At 58.2% G+C, this 22,280-nt stretch carries 13 protein-coding genes and 1 riboswitch; of the genes, 3 read left to right on the plus strand and 10 right to left on the minus strand.

Annotated elements, in window-relative coordinates; translation table 11 throughout:
* Positions 1–35 precede the first annotated feature (35 nt).
* The 9 genes from fusA to ACNQFG_RS12245 all read right to left on the minus strand — a co-directional run bounded on the left by fusA (position 36) and on the right by ACNQFG_RS12245 (position 16,324).
* Positions 36–2,162 carry an elongation factor G gene (fusA, locus tag ACNQFG_RS12205; RefSeq protein ID WP_097774838.1) on the minus strand — a complete coding sequence of 709 codons (2,127 nt, stop codon included), beginning with the start codon at positions 2,160–2,162 and terminating at the stop codon, positions 36–38.
* Between the two features lie 24 nt (positions 2,163–2,186).
* Positions 2,187–2,657 carry a 30S ribosomal protein S7 gene (gene rpsG, locus ACNQFG_RS12210; RefSeq protein ID WP_005930552.1) on the minus strand — a complete coding sequence of 157 codons (471 nt, stop codon included), beginning with the start codon at positions 2,655–2,657 and terminating at the stop codon, positions 2,187–2,189.
* A gap of 162 nt (positions 2,658–2,819) precedes the next feature.
* Positions 2,820–3,248, minus strand: coding sequence for a 30S ribosomal protein S12 (gene rpsL, locus ACNQFG_RS12215; RefSeq protein ID WP_005940205.1), 429 nt, complete (start codon positions 3,246–3,248; stop codon positions 2,820–2,822).
* 310 nt (positions 3,249–3,558) lie between these two features.
* The gene (gene rpoC / locus ACNQFG_RS12220) at positions 3,559–7,134 is read right to left on the minus strand and encodes a DNA-directed RNA polymerase subunit beta' (protein WP_423405103.1); all 3,576 of its coding nucleotides are present in this window, start codon (positions 7,132–7,134) and stop codon (positions 3,559–3,561) included.
* Positions 7,135–7,262: 128 nt separating this feature from the next.
* Positions 7,263–11,105, minus strand: a complete 3,843-nt coding sequence (locus ACNQFG_RS12225) for a DNA-directed RNA polymerase subunit beta (protein WP_097774836.1) — start codon at positions 11,103–11,105, stop codon at positions 7,263–7,265.
* Positions 11,106–11,541: 436 nt separating this feature from the next.
* The gene (gene rpoD / locus ACNQFG_RS12230) at positions 11,542–12,618 is read right to left on the minus strand and encodes an RNA polymerase sigma factor RpoD (RefSeq protein WP_423405104.1); all 1,077 of its coding nucleotides are present in this window, start codon (positions 12,616–12,618) and stop codon (positions 11,542–11,544) included.
* 43 nt (positions 12,619–12,661) lie between these two features.
* Positions 12,662–14,440, minus strand: a complete 1,779-nt coding sequence (gene dnaG, locus ACNQFG_RS12235) for a DNA primase (RefSeq protein ID WP_423405105.1) — start codon at positions 14,438–14,440, stop codon at positions 12,662–12,664.
* 22 nt (positions 14,441–14,462) lie between these two features.
* A complete protein-coding gene (locus tag ACNQFG_RS12240; RefSeq protein WP_423405106.1) occupies positions 14,463–15,461 on the minus strand; it encodes a deoxyguanosinetriphosphate triphosphohydrolase in 999 nt (332 codons plus the stop codon).
* Positions 15,462–15,703: 242 nt separating this feature from the next.
* Positions 15,704–16,324, minus strand: a complete 621-nt coding sequence (locus ACNQFG_RS12245) for an IMPACT family protein (protein WP_423405107.1) — start codon at positions 16,322–16,324, stop codon at positions 15,704–15,706.
* A 344-nt stretch (positions 16,325–16,668) separates the two neighbouring features.
* Positions 16,669–16,744: riboswitch (cyclic di-GMP riboswitch) on the minus strand.
* A 455-nt stretch (positions 16,745–17,199) separates the two neighbouring features.
* On the opposite strand from ACNQFG_RS12245, the gene ACNQFG_RS12250 reads away from it, so the two are divergent.
* Complete coding sequence (locus ACNQFG_RS12250; RefSeq protein ID WP_423405108.1) at positions 17,200–19,566, plus strand: hypothetical protein; 2,367 nt, start codon at positions 17,200–17,202, stop codon at positions 19,564–19,566.
* Between the two features lie 102 nt (positions 19,567–19,668).
* Here the strand turns inward: ACNQFG_RS12250 and ACNQFG_RS12255 are convergent, their stop codons facing one another.
* The gene (locus tag ACNQFG_RS12255; protein ID WP_423405109.1) at positions 19,669–20,598 is read right to left on the minus strand and encodes an AraC family transcriptional regulator; all 930 of its coding nucleotides are present in this window, start codon (positions 20,596–20,598) and stop codon (positions 19,669–19,671) included.
* Positions 20,599–20,760: 162 nt separating this feature from the next.
* Here ACNQFG_RS12255 and ACNQFG_RS12260 point away from each other — a divergent pair, with 162 nt between their 5' ends.
* Positions 20,761–21,924, plus strand: coding sequence for an MFS transporter (locus ACNQFG_RS12260; RefSeq protein WP_423405110.1), 1,164 nt, complete (start codon positions 20,761–20,763; stop codon positions 21,922–21,924).
* Positions 21,925–21,950: 26 nt separating this feature from the next.
* Complete coding sequence (locus tag ACNQFG_RS12265; protein WP_097792486.1) at positions 21,951–22,202, plus strand: hypothetical protein; 252 nt, start codon at positions 21,951–21,953, stop codon at positions 22,200–22,202.
* The last annotated feature ends 78 nt before the right edge of the window (positions 22,203–22,280 follow it).

The following is a 22,280-nucleotide window of genomic DNA, read 5'->3' on the forward strand; positions in this document are numbered from 1 at the left end:
TACCCCGGCAAAATTCACTTTAAATTTTAAGGCGATCAGCCCTTGGTGCGGCCAGCAATGATCTGGTCAGCAATGTTCTTGGGCACCGGCTCGTAGTGAGACGGCTCCATGACATACTGGCCACGGCCCTGAGTCTTGGAGCGCAGGTCGGTAGCGTAGCCGAACATCTGAGCCAGAGGCACAAATGCATTGACGCGCTGAGTACCAGCCATAGCTTCCATGCCCTGGATCTGACCACGGCGTGCATTCAGGTCGCCGATAACATCGCCCAGATACTCATCGGGAACGATAACTGCAACCTTCATGATAGGCTCAGTGATGATAGGATCAGCCTTGCGCATAGCATCCTTGAACGCCATAGAACCAGCAATGGAGAAGGCCATTTCAGAGGAGTCGACCTCATGATAAGAACCATCCCACAGGGTAACCTTGACATCAACGACAGGATAGCCAGCCAGAACACCGGACTTCATAGCACCCTGGATACCGTTGTCGATAGCCGGGATGTATTCCTTCGGGATGGCACCGCCAACGATGGCGTTGACGAACTCGTAACCCTTGCCGGGCTCGTTGGGCTCGATCTTGATCTTAACATGACCGTACTGGCCCTTACCACCGGACTGACGTGCGTACTTGGTCTCCTGGTTGGCCTCTTTGCGGATGGTCTCACGGTAAGCAACCTGAGGTGCACCCACGTTTGCTTCAACCTTGAACTCACGCAGCAGACGGTCAACGATGATCTCCAGGTGCAGCTCGCCCATACCGGCGATGATGGTCTGACCGGTCTCTTCGTCAGTGTAGGTCTTGAAGGTCGGATCCTCTTCGGCCAGCTTTGCCAGCGCGATGCCCATCTTCTCGTTGCCGGCCTTGGTCTTGGGCTCGATGGCAACGCGGATAACAGGCTCGGGGAACTTCATGGACTCCAGAATGATGGGATGATTCTCATCACACAGAGTGTCACCGGTAGTGGTGTTCTTCAGACCGACAACAGCAGCGATATCACCTGCGTAGCAGCAGTCGATATCCTTGCGGTGGTTAGAATGCATCTGCAGGATGCGGCCCATACGCTCCTTGCTGTCCTTCACGGAGTTGTAGACAGTGGTACCTGCCTCAACCTTACCGGAGTAAACACGGAAGTATGCCAGCTTACCAACGAACGGGTCGGTAGCGATCTTGAAGGCCAGAGCTGCGAAGGGAGCGTCGTCAGAAGACGGACGGGTCTCCTCTTCCTCAGTCTCGGGATTCACGCCCTTGATGTCAGGGACATCGGTAGGAGCGGGCATATAGTCAACGATAGCGTCCAGCAGCTTCTGGACACCACGGTTCTTGTAGGAAGAACCGCAGACAACGGGAACCAGCGTGTTAGCGATGGTCTCCTTGCGGATCGCAGCCTTCAGCTCGGCACGGGTGATCTCCTCGCCCTCGAGGTACTTTTCCATGAGCTCTTCGTCGTTCTCAGCAACAGCCTCGATCAGAATGTTGTGGTACTCCTCGGCCTGCTCACGCATATCCTCGGGGATGGGCTCAGTGCGCATGTCGTTGCCCATGTCGTCGTAGTAGACCTCAGCGTTCATATCGACCAGGTCAACGATACCGCGGAAGGTATCCTCCTGACCGATAGGCAGCTGGATTGCCACGCCGTTTGCGTGCAGACGATCGTGCAGCATCTTGATGCAGCGGAAGAAGTCGGCACCCATGGTGTCCATCTTGTTGACGTACACCATACGGGGAACCTTGTACTCGTCAGCCTGACGCCAAACGGTCTCAGACTGCGGCTCAACACCGCCCTTTGCAGCCAGAACGGTCACAGAACCGTCCAGCACGCGCAGGGAACGCTGGACCTCAACAGTGAAGTCCACGTGGCCCGGGGTGTCGATGATGTTGATGCGGTGACGGTTCTTCTTGAATGCAACCGGATCCTTCTGGGTCTCAGAGTGGCTCCAGTAGCAGGTGGTAGCAGCGGAAGTGATGGTGATACCACGCTCCTGCTCCTGAACCATCCAGTCCATGGTAGCGCCGCCATCATGAACTTCGCCGATCTTGTGGTTGATACCGGTGTAGTACAGAATACGCTCGGTAGTAGTAGTTTTACCAGCATCAATGTGGGCCATAATGCCGATATTTCTCGTCATCTGAAGAGAAACTTCTCTGGGTGTAGCCATGAAATTAACCTCCTACAGAACAGATCAATAACGGAAATGAGCGAAAGCCTTGTTAGCCTCTGCCATCTTGTGAGTATCCTCACGCTTCTTCACGGCGTTACCAGTGTTGTTGGCAGCATCCATGATTTCAGCAGCCAGACGCTGAGCCATGGTCTTTTCACCACGGCTGCGGCTGTAGGCAGTCAGCCAGCGCAGACCCAGGGTCTCGCGGCGAGCCGGGCTGACTTCCAGAGGAACCTGGTAGTTAGCACCGCCAACGCGGCGGGTCTTGCACTCGAGGCTGGGCATGATGTTCTCCATCGCCTTCTCGAAAGTCTCCAGAGGATCGTTGCCGGTCTTCTCCTGAATCATGGAGAAAGCTTCGTAAACGATCTTCTGAGCGACGCCCTTCTTGCCGTCCAGCATAACGCTGTTGACCAGACGAGTGACCATCTTGGAATTGTAAATAGGATCAGCTAAGACATCGCGCTTAGCAATGTTACCTCTTCTAGGCATCTTTCTTCCCTCCTTCACAGAATGATATCATCGGTACTCGAAAGTAATAAAACTCCCGTTGTGTCACAAAGAGCTGACCTTTTACATAAACTGTTGCCCTCCGCTTTGCAAGCGGACTTGTTATTTATATAATGGAAAGCCGTTTATGGCGGTTGTCCTCAATTACTTCTTTGCAGCACCGGCCTTAGGACGCTTTGCGCCGTACTTGGAGCGGGCCTGATTACGGCCTGCCACACCCTGAGTATCCAGGGTACCACGGATGATGTGGTAACGCACACCGGGCAGGTCCTTAACACGACCGCCACGGATCAGCACGACGGAGTGCTCCTGCAGGTTATGGCCGATACCGGGAATGTAAGAGGTGACCTCGATACCATTCGTGAGGCGGACACGAGCAACCTTACGCAGAGCAGAGTTGGGCTTCTTGGGGGTCATGGTACGAACAGCAGTGCAGACACCACGCTTCTGGGGGCTGTTCAGATCAGAATACTGTTTCTTCTGAGAATTGTAGCTCTTCAGCAGTGCGGGAGCGGTGCTCTTGGTAGCCAGAACCTGACGGCCCTTGCGTACAAGCTGGTTAAAAGTAGGCATTTTGTTTCTCCTTTCTTAATAATGCACATCGGACTTTTTCCGACTTTTTTGCCGCACTATCCCCATGAGGGATGCGCAACAGTTATATAATACTCGTTTTGATTTGGAATGTCAACAGTTTTTCCAGAAAAATTTGCAATTATTCTCTTCTCTTTCCGTTTTGCCGCAACACCCGGCTTTTTCTGCGCTCCTGTCCCCTGCCCAGCCTGCCGATGGCCGGAGCTGAACAGGCAAACGACGCAAAAAGCCGCCCTGCGGGGCGATCCCCACAGGGCGGCAATTGCAGTGCTTGAATTTCAGTTCCGGGCGCTTACTGCTCGTTTGCAGCAGCCATCTCAGCAGCGACAGCCTCGTCGCGCTCAGCCTCACGGTTCTTCAGATCCTCACGGACTTCCGGCAGACCAGTACCTGCGGGGATCAGCTTACCAATGATGACGTTCTCCTTCAGGCCGGCCAGCGGGTCGACCTTGCCCTTGATGGCAGCTTCGGTCAGCACGCGGGTGGTCTCCTGGAAGGATGCAGCGGACAGGAAGGAGTCGTTTGCCAGAGCAGCCTTGGTGATGCCCAGCAGCACCTGCTGGTACTCAACCAGCTTCAGGCCCTCTTCACCAGCGTCGATGCGCTGCTGCAGATCGGCGTTGATGCTCTCCACTTCCAGACGGCTTGCCAGTGCACCGCCGATCAGGTTGGAAGAACCGGAATCAGTCACGCGCACCTTGCGGCACATCTGACGGACGATGACTTCGATATGCTTATCGTTGATCTCAACGCCCTGCAGACGGTAGACCTTCTGAACTTCGTTGATCAGGTAGTTCTGGACATCCTCCAGACCCTTGATTGCCAGAATATCCTGCGGATACAGAACACCTTCACGGGTGATGATGTCGCCCTTCTCCACACGGTCGCCCGGCATCACGCGGGAATGCTGGGTGAACGGGATGGAGTAGCTCTTTACGACCTCGGCACCGTTCTCGTCCTTGCCGGTCACCTTGATAACGACATTCTTCTTGGTATCGTCCTGAGAAACGACACCAGAGATCTCGCTCATGATGGCCATGCTCTTGGGACGGCGGCTCTCGAACAGCTCTTCAACACGGGGAAGACCCTGCGTGATATCTTCAGCAGATGCGATACCGCCGGTATGGAAGGTACGCATGGTCAGCTGAGTACCAGGCTCGCCGATGGACTCTGCGGCGATAACGCCGACAGACTCGCCCAGACGGACCGGCTCGCCGTTTGCCATATCGGAACCATAGCAGCGTGCGCAGACACCGGTCTTTGCACGGCAGGTCAGCAGGCTGCGGATCTTCAGCTTGGTAATGCCAGCAGCCTCGATCTCGTTTGCATCGTACAGGTCGATCATCTTGCCTTCCGGCACGATCACCTTGCCGGTGACGGGGTTGACCACATCGCCCACAGCGAAGCGGCCGATCAAGCGCTCGCGGAAGCTCTCGATCTTCTCCTTGCCCTCGTGGATCTCAGACACCCACAGGCCGTCGGTGGTGCCGCAGTCGATCTCGCGCACAATGACATCCTGAGAGACATCGACCATGCGGCGGGTCAGGTAACCGGAGTCAGCGGTACGCAGAGCGGTATCGGCCAGACCCTTACGGGCGCCACGGGCAGAAACGAAATATTCCAGAATATTCAGACCTTCACGGTAGTTGGCACGAATGGGCATCTCGATGGTGTGGCCAGCGGTGTTTGCCAGCAGGCCGCGCATACCGGCCAGCTGCTTGATCTGGTTCATAGAACCACGAGCACCGGAGTCAGCCATCATATAGATCTCGTTGTCCTTGGGCAGGTTGTCTGCCAGAGCCTTGGAGACCTTATCGGTGGTAGCCTGCCAGATGGCGATGGTCTGGTTGTAACGCTCGTTGTCGGAGATCAGGCCGCGGTTGAACAGCTTGCCGACCTTTGCGATCTGCTGGTCAGCCTCAGCGATCAGTTCCTGCTTCTGCGGCGGGATCACAGCGTCGCACACAGCAACGGAGATCGCAGACAGAGTGGAGTACTTGTAGCCCTGCGCCTTGATGGCATCCAGCATCTTTGCACACTTGCGGGTGCCGTTGCGGGTCATGCAGCGGGAAATGATGTCGGGCAGAGTCTTCTTGGTCACGCGGAAGCTGACCTCGTACTCCAGCCAGTGCTCGGGATCAGTACGGTCGATATAACCCAGATTCTGAGGAACAGGGTTATTGAAGATGATGCGGCCGACGGTGGTTTCCACCAGACCGGTGCGCTCCACGCCGTCAATGGTCATGGTGCGGCGCACCTTGATGGGTGCGTGCAGGGTAACGATGTGCTCTGCATAAGCCATCAGGGCTTCGTTCTCATCGCGGAACACCTTGCCTGCGCCCTCGTCATTTTCACGAACGGTGGTCAGGTAGTAGCTGCCCAGGATCATATCCTGCGTAGGCACGGTAACAGGTGCGCCGTCAGAGGGCTTCAGCAGGTTGCCGGAAGCCAGCATCAGCATCTTGGCCTCACGGCAGGCATCCTCGCCCAGAGGCAGATGCACTGCCATCTGGTCGCCGTCGAAGTCGGCGTTGAATGCGGTACATGCCAGCGGGTGCAGCTTGATTGCACGGCCCTCCACCAGCACCGGGTTGAAAGCCTGAATGCCCAGACGGTGCAGGGTAGGTGCACGGTTCAGCAGAACGGGGTGGCCCTTGATCACGGTCTCCAGGCTGTCCCACACTTCGGGCTTAGCGCGCTCCACCATCTTGCGGGCGGACTTGATGTTGTTGGCAATACCCTTCTCCACCAGATCCTTCATGACAAAGGGCTTGAACAGCTCCAGAGCCATTTCCTTGGGCAGACCGCACTGGTCCATCTTCAGCTCAGGGCCGACGACGATAACGGAACGACCGGAGTAGTCAACACGCTTGCCCAGCAGGTTCTGACGGAAGCGGCCCTGCTTGCCCTTCAGCATATCGGAAAGGCTCTTCAGTGCGCGGTTGTTGGGGCCGGTGACCGGACGGCCGCGGCGGCCGTTGTCGATCAGGCTGTCCACTGCTTCCTGCAGCATACGCTTCTCGTTGCGCACGATGATGTCGGGAGCGCCCAGCTCCAGCAGACGGCGCAGACGGTTGTTGCGGTTGATCACGCGGCGGTACAGGTCGTTCAGGTCGGAGGTGGCAAAACGGCCGCCGTCCAGCTGGACCATGGGGCGCAGGTCAGGCGGCAGAACAGGCAGCACATCCATGACCATCCATTCAGGACGGTTGCCGGAAATGCGGAATGCCTCAACTACTTCCAGACGCTTGAGGATGCGCACGCGCTTCTGGCCGGAGGACTTTTCCACCTCGGCAGTCAGCTCTTCACTCAGCTGATCCAGATCGATCTCCTTCAGCAGATCCTGAATGGCCTCAGCGCCCATAGCAGCCTCGAACTCATCACCGTAGTGGTCGCGCATCTCACGATACTCGCTCTCGGTGAGCAGCTGCTTCTTTTCCAGACGGGTAGCGCCCGGATCAGTGACGATATAGCTTGCAAAGTACAGCACCTTCTCCAGCAGGCGGGGGCTGATGTCCAGCATCAGGCCGATGCGGCTGGGGATGCCCTTGAAGTACCAGATGTGGCTGACGGGAGCGGCCAGCTCAATGTGGCCCATGCGCTCACGGCGGACCTTAGCCTTGGTCACTTCAACGCCGCAGCGGTCGCAGATCTTGCCCTTGTAGCGGATGCGCTTATACTTACCGCAGTGGCACTCCCAGTCCTTGGTAGGTCCAAAAATGCGTTCACAGTACAAGCCGTCGCGCTCCGGCTTCAGGGTACGGTAGTTGATGGTCTCAGGCTTTTTGACCTCGCCGTAGCTCCAGTTGCGGATCTGCTCCGGGGAGGCAAGGCCGATCTTGATGGAATCGAAAACGTTGTTTTCCATGAAACGAACCCTTTCTTAATCTCTAGTTGTCTCGATGATACAGGCGGCTTTCTTGTTCAGACCACAGGCCCCTCTCCCCTGCCGCAGCACGCGGAACAGGGGGCTTAAGGCTTGTGTTCTTTGTCTGATCAGAAATCTACTTCGTCAGAAGAAGCGGGAGCTTCGGCACCGGAGTTATTGTCCTCCAGCACAGAAGGATCATCGAAACCGGCATCGGCATCCTTAATATTATAATCGTTGAGCAGTTCGCTCTCCTGCACGACGTTCTCAGTGCCGGCAACATCGCGCATATCAAAGCCGGTCTCTTCGTCGTCGAAGTTCTGACGCATGTCGATCTCGTTGCCGTCCTTGTCCTGAACAACAACGTCCAGACCCAGAGACTGCAGTTCCTTCAGCATAACGCGGAAGGACTCGGGGATGCCGGGCTGCGGGATCGGCTCACCCTTAACGATGGCCTCGTAGGTCTTCACACGGCCCTCCACGTCGTCGGACTTGACGGTCAGGATCTCCTGCAGAGTGTAAGCAGCGCCGTAAGCTTCCAGTGCCCAGACTTCCATTTCGCCAAAGCGCTGGCCGCCGAACTGGGCCTTGCCGCCCAGAGGCTGCTGAGTGACCAGAGAGTAGGGGCCGGTAGAACGTGCATGGATCTTATCATCGACCAGGTGATGCAGCTTCAGGTAGTACATATAACCGACGGTAACGCGGTTATCGAACTTTTCGCCGGTGCGGCCATCGTAAACGGTGGTCTTGCCATCGCGGTCCAGCTCGATCTTGGAGAAGTCGATGATGTGTCCCTTCTCGCCCATGATCTTGGGGAGCTTCGTGGGATATGCAGGAGCATTCTCGCCATGCCACATCTCGCGGGCGGTATCAAAGGTATCGCCGATGTCGTTCTCACGAGCAGAGTCGAAGACGGGAGTCATGACCTTGATGCCGCATGCCTTGGCAGCGTAGCCCAGGTTGACTTCCAGCACCTGACCGATGTTCATACGGGAAGGCACGCCCAGGGGGTTCAGCACGATGTCCAGCGGGGTGCCGTCGGGCAGGTAGGGCATGTCCTCCTGCGGCAGAATGCGGGAAACGACACCCTTGTTGCCGTGACGGCCTGCCATCTTATCGCCAACGCTGATCTTGCGCTTCTGGGCAATATAGCAGCGGACGACCTCGCGCACGCCGGGCTGCAGTTCGTCGCTGTTCTCCGGGGTGAACACCTTGACGTCCACGATGATGCCGTATGCACCATGGGGCACGCGCAGAGAAGTATCACGCACTTCGCGTGCCTTCTCGCCGAAGATGGCGCGCAGCAGGCGCTCTTCAGCGGTCAGCTCGGTCTCGCCCTTCGGGGTGACCTTACCGACCAGAATGTCGCCGCTCTTGACCTCGGCACCGATGCGGATGATGCCGCGCTCGTCCAGATCCTTCAGTGCATCCTCAGAAACGTTGGGGATATCACGGGTGATCTCTTCGGGTCCCAGCTTGGTGTCGCGGCTCTCGGTCTCGTACTCTTCAATATGAATGGAGGTGTACACGTCCTCGCGCACGATCTTCTCGTTCAGCAGAACGGCATCCTCGTAGTTGTAGCCTTCCCAGGTCATGAAGCCGATCAGAGCGTTCTTACCCAGAGAAATTTCGCCGTTGCGCATTGCAGGGCCGTCGGCCAGCACCTGACCGGCCTTGACGCTCTCGCCGACCTCCACGATGGGACGCTGGTTGATGCAGGTGCCTGCGTTGGAGCGTGCGAACTTGACCAGAGGATAATCCTCCAGCTCGCCCTTGTTGTTGCGCACAACAACATGGTCGGCATCCATCTTCTCAACGATACCGTCATTCTTTGCCAGAACAGCGGTGCCGGAGTCGGTAGCAGCCTTGTACTCCATACCGGTAGCAACGATGGGCTGCTGGGTGACCATCAGAGGCACTGCCTGACGCTGCATGTTGGAACCCATCAGAGCACGGTTACAGTCATCGTTCTCCAGGAAGGGGATGCAGGCGGTAGCAACAGAGACCATCATTCGCGGAGAAACGTCCATGTAATCGACTTTCTCTGCATCAATTTCAAGGATCTCGTCGCGGCGGCGGGCAGAAACGCGGGGACGGATGAAGTGCTTGCCCTCATCCAGCGGCTCGTTGGCCTGTGCCACAACGTACTCGTCCTCGACGTCAGCGGTCATATACTCGACCTCGTCGGTGACGACCTGTTCCTTCAGGTTGCCGTTCTCGTCATAGATCTTCTTGACCTTGCGGTACGGAGCTTCCACAAAGCCGTACTCGTTGATCTTGGCGTAAGATGCCAAATAGGAGATCAGACCGATGTTGGGGCCTTCAGGAGTCTCGATGGGGCACATACGGCCGTAGTGGCTGTAGTGAACGTCGCGGACCTCGAAACCTGCGCGGTCACGGCTCAGACCGCCGGGGCCCAGAGCAGACAGGCGGCGCTTGTGGGTCAGCTCAGCCAGCGGGTTGTTCTGATCCATGAACTGGGACAGCGGAGAAGAACCGAAGAACTCCTTGATGGCTGCCACCACCGGACGGATGTTGATGAGGGCCTGCGGGGTGATGACGCTCTGATCCTGGCTCTGCAGGGTCATGCGCTCACGGATGACGCGCTCCATGCGGGAGAAGCCGATGCGGAACTGGTTCTGCAGCAGCTCGCCCACGCTGCGGATGCGGCGGTTGCCCAGATGGTCGATATCATCGGTGGTGCCAATATTGTGGCCCAGACCGTTCAGGTAGTTGATGGAAGCCAGAATATCGGCGACCGTAACGGTGCGGCCGATCAGCTGGTCGTGGTTGCGGCGCAGCATCTCCTTCTGCTCTTCCACATCAGAGGTGGTGTCGAGGATCTTCTTGATCTCATCGAAGGAGCAGCGCTCGTTGATGCCGCACTCCTTCACGTCGAAGGAGAAGAAGCCCTGTGCATCCACACAGCCGTTGGTGATGACCTTGATCTTCCGGCTCTCTTCCTTCATGGGATCGTCGAGCTTCAGCACGACCAGATTCACACCGGCATTGTCAGCCTTCTCAGCCAGCTCGCGGGTGATCTTGGCACCAGCCTCGATCAGGATCTCGCCGGTGAGCGGAGCGACCACATTCTCAGCAGCCACCTGACCGGTGATGCGGCGTGCCAGAGACAGCTTCTTGTTCATCTTATAACGGCCGAAACGAGACAGGTCATAACGGCGCGGGTCGAAGAACAGCATGTTGATCTGGCTGGTAGCAGACTCCACCGTGGGAGGCTCGCCGGGGCGCAGCTTGCGGTAGACTTCCAGCAGGCCCTCTTCCTGATTCTTGGTGGTATCCTTTTCCAGAGTAGCGAGGATGCGCTCATCGTCGCCAAAGAAGTTCAGGATGTCCTCGTTGGTGGACAGGCCCAGTGCACGGCACAGCACGGTGACAGGCAGCTTGCGGTTCTTATCGATACGGACATAGAACACATCGGAAGCATCGGTCTCGTACTCCAGCCATGCACCACGGTTGGGGTTCATGGTGGCGCTGTACAGGTCGTTGCCCACCTTATCCTTGGCATCGCCGTAGAACACGCCGGGAGAACGCACCAGCTGGCTGACGATAGCACGCTCTGCACCGTTGATCACAAAGGTGCCGGCATCGGTCATCAGCGGGAAATCGCCCATGAAGATCTCCTGATCCTTCACTTCGCCGGTCTCCTTGTTCAGCAGACGGGCGGTGACGCGCAGGGGTGCTGCATAGGTCACGTCGCGCTCCTTGCACTCCTTGATGCTGTACTTCGGCTCCTTATCCAGGCGGAAGTCCACAAAGCTCAGTGCCAGATTGCCGGTGTAGTCCTCAATGGTGCCGATATCGTGGAAGACCTCTTTCAGGCCCTCGTCCAGGAACCACTGATAAGAGTTCTTCTGGACCTCGATCAGGTTCGGCATACTGATGACTTCGTCGATGTGGGAGAAGCTCATGCGCTCGGTTTTGCCGAGCTTTACGGGCTTGACTTTCATCATAAAATCAACCACTCCTTACTTTTATACTCTACGGGATGTCGTATACACGGGTCAAATTTGAGCAGACACACATAATTCGACCCGTATCCTCAGAGGAAGTTCGGCGTTTTTTACAAACTTTTCGTGCCTGCCCCTTGGGCTGACCGAACCGAAGCTCCCTTTTTGGCGCACTAGTCCATTATGTGATACTAATGCAGTATACACCCTAAAAGCCTTGCTGTCAAGCCATTTTTCCCATTTCGGGCCGATTTTTTTGTCAAGCCCCCGCTTTTGTAGAACACACGGTTCCGTGTCCACTTTGTGCGTTTTTGGTATTGCTTTTTGAGTTTTGCACGTTCTCACCAAAAACACCCTTGTGCATTTTGTACAGGTTTGCTCTTGTGCTTCCGGGCAGACGAAAGGGGCACCCGGCGTACTGGGTGCCCCTTCGGGAGCTTTATTCCAGATAATCCCGCAGCCGTTTGGCCCGGCTGGGATGGCGGAGCTTGCGGAGGGCTTTTGCCTCGATCTGGCGGATGCGCTCCCGCGTGACGTTGAACTCCTTACCCAGCTCTTCCAGAGTGCGGGGCCGGCCGTCGTCGAGGCCGAAGCGGAGCGTGATCACCCGCTCTTCGCGGGGCGTCAGACTCTTGAGCACGCTCATCAACTCCCGGCGGAGCAGCTGCCGCCCGGCTTCATCCACCGGGACGCCTGCATCCTCGTCCTGAATAAAATCTTCAAGGTGGGCATCCTCTTCCTCGCCCACCGGCGTTTCCAGGCTGATGGGGTCCTGCGCCAGCTGCAGCAATTCCCGCACACGGTCCGGCTCCATGTCCAGCTGAACAGCGATCTCTTCCGCAGTAGGCTCCCGGCCATTTTTCCGCAGCAGCTCCCCTGCCGTCTTCCGGACCCGGTTGATGTGCTCTACCAGATGCACCGGGATGCGGATGGTCCTCCCCTGATCTGCAATGGCGCGGGTGATGGACTGACGGATCCACCACGTGGCATAGGTAGAAAATTTGAAGCCGCGCTCCGGCTCAAACTTTTCCGCCGCCTTCATCAGACCGAGATTGCCTTCCTGAATGAGATCCAGAAACGGCAGGCCCCGCCCTGCATAGCGCTTTGCCACCGACACCACCAGCCGCAGGTTCGCTTCGCTGAGGCGTCGGCGGGCGTCCGCATCCCCTGCTCTGGCGGCGCGGGCCAGCGTCTGTTCCTCTTCTGCCGAGAGGAGCGGCACCCGGCCGATCTCCTTCAAATAGGCCTTTACCGGGTCGTCCAGCGCCACCCCCTCTGCCGAAAGCTCATGTTCCAGCCTGCCGATCTGGGCATCGTCCAGCAGCGGGAGGTCGGCGTCCTCTTCCTCCACCCGGATGCCGCGGGCCTCCAGCGCCTCATACAGCGCGTCCAGCCCGGCGACATCGTAATCCTGTTCGTCCATGGCACGGCTGATCTGCTCCGGTGTCAGAAGGTGGTGCCGGGCACGGCTCGCCAAAATCTTTGCAAGTTCTTCCGTCTGCGACAATTTCCGCATGATTCCTTCTCCTTCCAGCTCCAGCCGGGAGGAAAGGGAGCTCTCAGTCTTCTGCAGGGAGAGTTCCCTGCTTCTTTTCGCGCATCGACTGGAGATACTGCTCTAAGTCTTCATTGGACATCTGGGCCGCCTTCTTCGCGATCGGGGTGCCGCGGGCGATGCGTTCCAGATAAAAGTTGATATCCTCGGTGGTACAGTTGACATCGCTGTATTGTGCCGCAAGATGGCTCAGTTCATTCAGCGCTTCTTCGCTCTGCACAAAGCCGCGCAGGGTGGAAAGGCTGACCTCGATGCCCTGCGCCTGGCAGTCCAGCATGGCCTGATACAGCTCCTTCTGCTGGGGCAGGAGGAACTTTTCCGCCGGCAGTGCGGCCCGCACCCTGGGGATGTAGCTTGGCTCCCGCAGCATGGCCGCCAGCAGTCGCTGCTCAGCCGAGGCCACACCCAGCGCCTGCGAGCCGCCTGCGCTGTAAGGAACATTGATCTGATCCATCTCACCGGAGTGCAGGCGGGAGCGGTTCTCCTCCCGCCGTCGCTTGCTGCCCGCTTTTTTGACGGCAGTGCCCAGCTGGGTCATGATAGCTGTTTTGGAGATGTTGGTCTCCTCAGCCAGACGCCCCGCATACACTTCCTGCTCGGTAGGGTTGGAGCGCTCGGCCAACAGATCCACGGCATCGCGGATGTATTCGAGCCGCTGGGCGTCCTGGGTCAGGTCGTATTGATCCCGCAGGCGCTTGAGCCGGAAATCCAGCGCGTTGCCTACGCCGTCCAGCAGGGCGCGGAAACGGTCGGCACCATAGCGCTTGATGTACTCGTCCGGGTCCTTTGCACCGGGGATCTGCAGCACGCCCACCTTTACCGGGCTGTTGCGGAACAGTTCCAGCGAGCGCAGCGTGGCCTTCTGGCCTGCTTCGTCCGAATCGTAGCTCAGGATCACCTCGTCAGCATACTCGCTGATGAGCCGCACCTGCTCCGGGGTCAGGGCCGTGCCGCAGGCGCACACTGCTGTGTCGATGCCTGCCTGATGCATACTGATCACGTCCATGTAGCCCTCGCACAGCACGAACCGGCGCACCGCGCTCTTTTTTGCGATCTGCAGCGCAAACACCGTCTCTGATTTGTGGTACACCAGCGTTTCCGGGCTGTTGACATATTTCGGTTTGGAATCGTCCAGCACGCGCCCACCAAACGCAATGATGTTGCCGCGCAGGTCAAAGATGGGGGTCATCACCCGCTTCCAGAACAGGCAGTAGATGCGGCCGGACGCACTGCGCTTGAACAGGCCGCTGGCATCCAGCTCCTGCTGATTGTAGCCCTTATCGCGCAGGAACTGATACAGCGCCTGTCCGTCGTTGGGCGCATAGCCCAGCCCGAACCGGACGATCGTCTTGTCGTCCAGACCGCGCCGCCGCCAGTAGGCACGGGCCTGCCGGGCTTCCTCCACGGTGGAGTTCAGGCAGGCGTGGAAAAACCGTGCCGCCTCCTTGTTCATGGAGAGGATGCGGCTGCGCATCCGGCCTGTTTTGTCGTCCTCCTGCGGCTCCGGCATACCGGCCCGCGCTGCCAGCAACTTAACGGCCTCCGGGTAATCGATGCTGTTGATCTTTTTCGTAAAGGTAATGGCATCGCCGCCTGCGCCGCAGCCAAAGCAGTAAAAGCTCTGGGTGTCCGGGTAGACGTAGAATGAAGGCGATTTTTCGCTGTGGAAGGGGCACAGGCCGCCATACAAACGTCCCTTGCGCTTGAGCTGCACATAGCTGCCCACCAGCTCCACAATGTCGGTGCGGCGGGTCAGTTCTTCAATGTATTCGTGTGGGATCATGGATCTTTTTTCCTGCTTCCTTTTATAACACGTGCCACTTCCGGGGCACAAACAATTCCTCAAAAGTGCGGATGGCAAATTCATCGCTCATGCCACTGATGTAATCGGTCACGGCGCGGTCACGGCCCTCCTGATAGGCCAGCTGCAAATAGAAATTGGACATCTGGTCGATGTGGGTCAGGTAGTATTCGTACAGTTCCGTGAGGACCTTTTCCACTTTCTGCTCTTCGCGCTTGGCGGTGCGGTCGTTGTAGACATTGGCATACATGAAATCCCGCAGCGCAAGGAAGGCTTCGTTTTCCTCTGCGCCCATGGCCACATCACCGTCGCTGTGGGCGAGGATGCTCTGGATCATGGTCGTGATGCGCTGGGATTTCGTTTCGCCCAGCACGGCGGTGCATTCTTTCGGCAGGGTAGCTGGGTCCAGCACACCGGCGCGCACCGCGTCCTCAATGTCGTGGTTCACATAGGCGATCTGATCCGCCATGCGCACGATGCGCCCTTCCGGCGTTGCCGCCCAGGTGCCCTTTGTGTGGGTCACGATGCCGTTGCGCACCTCCCACGTCAGGTTCAGGCCCCGGCCGTCCTTTTCCAGCTTGTCCACCACACGCAGGCTCTGCATGTAGTGCTTGAAGCCGTCCGGGCACAGCTCATTCAGCGCGCGCTCCCCGGCATGGCCAAACGGCGTGTGGCCCAGATCATGGGCAAGGCTGATCGCTTCGGTCAGATCTTCGTTCAGCCGCAGGGCGCGGGCAATGGTCCGCGCGATCTGCGAGACCTCCAGCGTATGGGTCAGTCGGGTGCGGTACAGGTCTCCCTCCGGCGAGAGGAAGACCTGCGTTTTCTGCTTGAGGCGGCGGAACGCCTTGCAGTGGATCACGCGGTCCCGGTCGCGCTGGAACACCGGGCGGATGGGGTCCTGCGGTTCCGGCCGGGCCCGGCCCCGGCTTGCATCGCTGAAGGTCGCCCAGGGGGCAAAGGTCAGCCGCTCGATTTCTTCGGTACGCTGGCGTACATCCATCCGGTATCCCTCACTTTCATGCTGGTTCCTGCCCCCTTCCCAGCGCAGCTGCGCCCGCAGCTATTGTAGCAGAATTGCTCTGTCGAAGGGGGAATCTTCCTGTCCTGTCCAAAATTATCCTATAAAAATAAAAATCTCTCGGTGCTGCTGCGCCCAGAGCGCAGCGGCCATGCAGCCCATCCGACTGCCCATGGCTCCCACTTCGGGGGAGCGGACGAGCGAATGCGAGACGGAGAGGGGCATCAGAACGGCGCGTAGAACGGCTGCGAGACGCTCACCTCGGCCCCGCCCCGCGTCAGCTCCCGCAGCTGTTCCAGCAGCGGGCCTTCGGTGTGTTCCGGCATCTGCCAGCACAGGGTCACGCGATCCGTGAACTGCGGGTCGGCGAGTTTGGCCCCGGCGGCGTGGATAAGCAGCGCGGCCCGCTCGTAGAGTGCGTAGTCCACCGTCACTTCCAGCTCCACCACGCTGCGCACCGTGACCACCTCGGCATTTTCCAGTGCACGGGCCGTAGCCGTGGTGTATGCACGCACCAAGCCGCCGGTGCCCAGCAGCACACCGCCAAAGTAACGGGTCACCACCACGATCAGATCCGTCAGGCCGCTGTGCTGCAGCACCTCCAGCGCTGGTGTGCCCGCCGTCTTGGCCGGTTCACCATCATCTGAATAGCGTTCCCGGTTGCCTTCCCGCAGGCGGTAGGCATACACATTGTGGCGGGCGGTGCGGTTGGCCGCACGCACCTGTTCCAGAAATGCAACGGCAGCTTCTTCGCTGTCCGCAAATGACAGCGCCGCAATGAAGCGGCTCTTCTTTTCTTCGTATTCTCCTGTGGCCGTGCCATGGATGGTGCGGTAATCCTCCACGCTGACTCCTCCTGTTTGTTGTGTTCCTTGCAAAACAGTATACCATAAATCCGGGGAAAGAAAAAGCCCGGCACAAGCATTGCTCGTGTCGGGCCTTCCCCGGATTTATTTGAAGCACGGAGATGTCATTTTGAAAGCGCCCTCGCTCAGACGAAGAGCTGCACCCACTGGTGGCCCCAGCCGAGGTTCTCGCCCTCGCCGGTTTCCTCCATCGGGCATTCCTCTTTTGCGTGACCCCCATGAAATGAAAAAGGTGTCGATTTGCCAAGGCAAACTCGGCAAATCGACACCTGTTGTTCAGATGAAGGTCACTCAAAAGACGGGTACACATCGTGCCCGATTTGAGAAGCAACTGGCTGCCATTTTACAGGCCCTATAGCTTTGCGTCACAGCCTTTCGACTGCTTTGCCGAGAATATTCAATTCAGTAGATCTTGCATCACAGTCCAGCCACCGTTCGTGCGGCTCCCTGACTACTTTTTTATTCTATCATGTTCGTCTTCATTCGTCAAGATTCTGCGGCCGGTTTTTTCCGTTTTTGCAGTTCTTTTTCATGCCTCCTGCTGTTTTGTTCCGGCCCGTTTTTCTGCCGCCTCGCCCTTTCTGCCCAAAAAGCATCCGGCTCGACGTTGCTTGCGTGAGCTATCGCAAAAAGGGAATTTCTGGAATTTTCCCATGTTTCACGCAGGAAACACCCCCATTCACGCAGAAACGTCTTGCGTGTTTCCCCTCCCCCATGCTATATTTAGCTTAGCAAGCAACCTCTGTTTTCTGGTTCCCCAATCCATGTTGTGGTACGAGTTGGAAGGGACGGTGGCGCACCGCCCTGTCCGGTTCCAATATACTATAGAATATATGTAATAGGAGGTATTCTCAATGGTCTCTTATCGCAGACTCGCCATGCGCGTCCTGGGGCATGTTCCGGTGCCTTTCGGCAAGAAAAAGGCATCTCCCCCTCCCCGCATTGCCGCACAACGGATCGCAGCTCTCGCTCTCGCCTGTGCCATGATGACCGGCATGGCCCTTCCTGCTTTTGCTGCTACGTATGATATTGACAGCGGCTCCATTGATATCCACGCTACGGAAAGCGGCCAGCTCATCAGCCAGTGGTTTATGAATGGGGAACAAAAAGAATACGTCAGCGACAGCGACGGAGACATCAAAGATCGTCCGGACAACAACATCACCATCACCGGCACAAGCACGGGGAACACGGTCACCATCGACGCAGACAAAGACCAGACGGCCCATGTCACCTTGGAAAATGTGGAGATCAACGCCAGCTCGACAGCCCAGGCCGCTGTGGATGTGACCGGCAGCGGCAATACGAACATCGAGCTGAACGGCAACAACACGCTGACAAGCGGATATGGCCACGCCGGTCTGGAGCATAACAAGACCGACGACAGCGGCACGCTGACGATTCAGGACGAAAAGAATGATGATGGCTCCGCAAAGGGAAGTGCGTCCGATACTACTGGCAGTTTGACTGCCACGGGTGGTTACCACAGTGCTGGCATCGGCGGCAGTGACGAACACGACGGCCAAGTGACCATTACGGGCGGTGAGATCACTGCCACGGGTGGTAATGGGGGTGCCGGTATTGGCGGCGGTGCCGGTGACACGGACGCCGTCGGCGGTGACGGCGATGTGACAATTTCCGGCGGTACGATCACCGCTACGGGCGGCAGTCTGGGTGCCGGTATTGGCGGCGGTGCCTACGGCAATGGTACTGTCACAGTTACCGACGGCGATATTACCGCAAAGGCTACGGGCCGCTATGGTGCCGGTATTGGTGGCGGTTATGGCGCGAAACCGAAACCATCTGGCACCCTCATTGGAGGAAATGGCACTGTCACCATCAGCGGCGGCACCATCACCGAAGCCTCTGGTGGCTATATGGCTGCTGGCATCGGCAGCGGCTTTCAGGGTCTGGGCACAGTGACCATTGAAGGTGCTGCCGTCATCAAAAACGCACAGGGCGGTGCAGCTGGAGCCGGCATCGGCAGTGGCACCCGTGGTGACAGCGAGATCATCATCAGAGGTGATGCAGTCATTGAAAATGCGGAAAGTAGCGGAAACGGCGCTGGCATCGGCAGCGGCCAAGGCACAACTAGTTATGGTGCCCTCGTTCCCTCTGTCGGCAATGTGACCATCGAAGGAAACGCTAGAATCGAAAATGCAAAAAGTGGCTCTGGTGGTTCCGGTATTGGTGGCGGTTTCATTGGCATCGGCAATGTAATCATTAGAGGCAACGCTCAAATCGGAAACGCCACCGGCGGTGAAGAAGGTGCCGGTATCGGCGGCGGTGCTCTTGGCACTGGTGACGTGACCATCGAGGGCAATGTCACCATCGAAAATGCACAGGGCGGCGCTGGTGCTGCCGGTATCGGTGGCGGCGCAGAAACACAACCCGACACCGAGGATACCAGAAACAAAGTTTCCATCAAGAGCACCGAAGCTGGTTCGCCCGATATCACTGCCACCGGCGGTGGAGCTAGCGATGGTTCTCTTCCCGGTGCTGCGGCCATCGGCAGCGGCAGTGTTGCTGACGGTGCTACTGAGGTAAAGTCTGATATTACCATTGAAGGCAAAGTGACCATTGATGCCACCGCAGGCGGAAGCATTGCCAAGGGCGATGCAATTGCCATTGGCGATACACCGCTCCAAGAAAAGAAGTTTGCCGGTTTGCCAGTAGGTGCTGTTATCACACGAAAAGATTCGGACGGTGTGGATCTTACCCAAGAGGGTGACAAGCCCACTGAACCGGAAAAGCCGGAGCCGGAGAAACCCGACCCGGAGAAACCTAACCCCAACCCGGAGAATCCTAACCCGGAGCAGCCCTCTGAGCCGTCGGGTGCGGTCTCGACTTCCGCTCCGGCCGAAGAGCTGACCGCCTCGGATGCAGAGTATCTCGTTACGGTAGAGGGGCTTTCCGTCACCAATGCACTGGGAAAGCAAATCACGCACAGCTGCACACAGAATGTCCAAGGCAAGGTCCTTACCATTCGCGTCAACAGCATTGTGGCCACCGCACATCTCACCATGGATACGCTCCGGACGCTCAAAGCGCAGGGGGTAGAAACCATCCGTTTCTGCACACTGCTGTACCGTCCGACTTCGGTCTCCATCGACGCACTTCTGAATCTTGGGGTCGATGAAGCCGACATCCTCTGGACGCACAACGGGATCCAGGCCCGCCTGACGGTCGGCGGCACCGATTCCAGCAGTCTTTTGCAATAAGACCCTCTGAACCATAACAGCCGGGAGGCTTCCGTTTCGGAACGCCTCCCGGCTGTTTGGTTATGCACACATTGTCTTCCGATTTTTTTCCTCTTCCAGATCTCAACAGAATTTTGTGCGGTATTCGCGGGGGGTGCAGTGCTTGATCTCCCGGAACGTTTTAATAAAGTAGCTGCCGTCCGAGAACCCGCATTCCAGACCGATCTCGCCGATCTTCATGCTGGTGGAAAGCAGCAGCTCGGCGGCCTTTTCAATGCGGTACTGCTTGACATACTGGATGGGTGTGATCCCCAGCAGTTGCCGGAAGCTGCGCAGGCAGGCGCTCTCACTCAGGGCCACGCAGGCCGCGATCTTCTCCACCGTCAGCTCCTCAGCGTAGTGCTCCTCCACGTAGCGGAGCATCCGCTTCATCCGCTCCGAGGCGATCTGCTCCTGCTCCGAGACCTTGGTCTTGCCGCCCACGCACTGGGTGCTCAGCAGCCGCAGCGCCGCCGAGAGATGATACCGCACCCGGTTCTCGTAGTCGAACGGCTCGTCCGCCACCTCTTTCCAGGCGTCCCGCAGGAAGACGAGTACCTGTTTCTGCCAGGGCACCGCCTCGTCCAGCAGAAAGAACGCCGGTGCTCCCGGCTGAAGCAGCGGGTGTACGAGCTTTTGCCAGAAGATGGTATCCATGCCGCCCACCAGCCGGGGCTGGAAGACGCCGGAGTGGAGCAGAGCGGTGCCCTCCGCCTGCTCCACCGAGTGCAGCGCCCCCGAATTGAGGAAGACGCCCTGCCCGGTCTGCAGCGTCAGGCGGGTCTTGTTCACATCCACATGGAGGGGGCCCTGTATGGTGAGGATGTATTCAAACTCTTCATGCCAATGCCATGCTACCGAGTAGCTGGCCAGGTCTTCGGCGTAGCAGGCAATAGGAAACAGTGCGCTGCCGTGCTGCACCAGCTCGCGCCCTTCGGCGTCGGCCACGATGTCCGTCTCGCAGTGGATGCCACCCTCATGGACGATTGTTGCACAGCTCGTTCGATATGCCATATTGACCAGTTCCTTTCCGCAAATCTTTGAACATTTTTTATCAATGCCGGTTTTGTTGTACAAAACTTCAGATTTTCTCCTACCACAGCCGCTGGTTTCGTGGTATTATTTCATCAGAGGCCGCAAGTCCAGTATAACACCGAAACGGGAGGAACACAACCCATGGCACAGCTTCTTCTGCCGGTCATCTACCTGGCATTCATCAGCCTCGGCCTGCCGGATTCGCTTCTCGGCTCCGCCTGGCCGAACCTCTACCCCGCTTTCGGGGTGCCGGTATCCTACGCAGGCATCGTCTCGATGATCATCTCCTGTGGGACCATTGTTTCCAGCCTGAACAGCGACCGGCTCACCCGTGCGCTGGGTACCGGAAAAGTGACCGCCCTCAGTGTGGCCATGACAGCTGCCGCGCTGTTCGGCTTCTCGGCGGCGAGCGCGTTCTGGATGCTCTGCCTGTGGGCCGTGCCCTATGGGCTGGGTGCAGGCAGCGTGGACGCGGCCCTGAACAACTATGTTGCCTTACATTATAAAAGCCGCCACATGAGCTGGCTGCACTGCATGTGGGGCATCGGCACCATGATCAGCCCGGTGCTGATGAGCCTGGCCCTGACCGGCGGGCAGGGCTGGAACGGCGGCTACCGCATCGTAGCCCTCATCCAGGTCGGCATCACAGCCGTTCTGGTGCTGAGCCTGCCGCTCTGGAAAGGCCGCCCGGCCGCCGAGACTGCGGACGGCACCCCGGCCAGGCCGCTGACGCTGCCCCAGATCCTGGCCATCCCCGGTGCGCAGGAAGTGATGCTGTGCTTCTTCTGCTACTGTGGCCTCGAAACGACGGCGGGCCTGTGGGCCAGCAGCTACCTCACACTGAGCAAGGGCGTCCCGGCCGACACGGCCGCTGCCTTTGCGGGCCTGTTCTATCTGGGCATCACGGTGGGGCGCGGCTTCTGCGGCTTCGTCACCCTCCGGTTCAACGACACCCAGATGATCCGTCTGGGGCAGACCGTTCTGGCCGTGGGTGTGGCCGCCCTGCTTCTGCCGGGGCCGCAGGCGCTCTCGCTGGCCGGCCTCGTCCTCGTGGGGCTGGGCTGTGCGCCCATCTATCCCAGCATCATCCACTCCACGCCGGAACACTTCGGCGCGGACAGATCGCAGGCGGTCATCGGCATCCAGATGGCAAGCGCCTATTTGGGCAATCTGGCCATGCCGCCGCTGTTCGGCCTGCTGGCAAACAACGTTGCCCCTGCCCTCTTCCCCGTGTATCTGCTGGCGCTGCTGATCCTGATGATCGTCATGCACGAGCAGCTCACCCGGAAGACGGCGTGCAAATAAACAATTTTCTGACAGGAGGTATTTTTATGCTTCGTATCGAATATTTTGATAAAGACCGTTTCATGCGTCAGGTTTCCGCCAGCCACGGCAGTGTGCTGCTGCATCTGGACAACGGCAAGACCTGTGACCTGAAAGAGGATGCCACCGCATCCTCCATCCTCCGGATGATGGACGCCCCCAGAAAGGGCTTTGACATCACCGTGACCGACCCCGCCGACGTGACCGGCTTCCTGCGCTACATGCTGGAGGCAGGCCGGATGGACCGTGTGGCCGGCTGATCGTTCGCCATTCTCCGTTATTCGCATATTACAGCAAACGCAGCGCGCCCGCTCCGGGGTCAGAAGCCGGAGCGGGCG

This window comes from Faecalibacterium prausnitzii (assembly GCF_049532945.1).
In the GTDB taxonomy this organism is placed as follows: domain Bacteria; phylum Bacillota; class Clostridia; order Oscillospirales; family Ruminococcaceae; genus Faecalibacterium; species Faecalibacterium prausnitzii_N.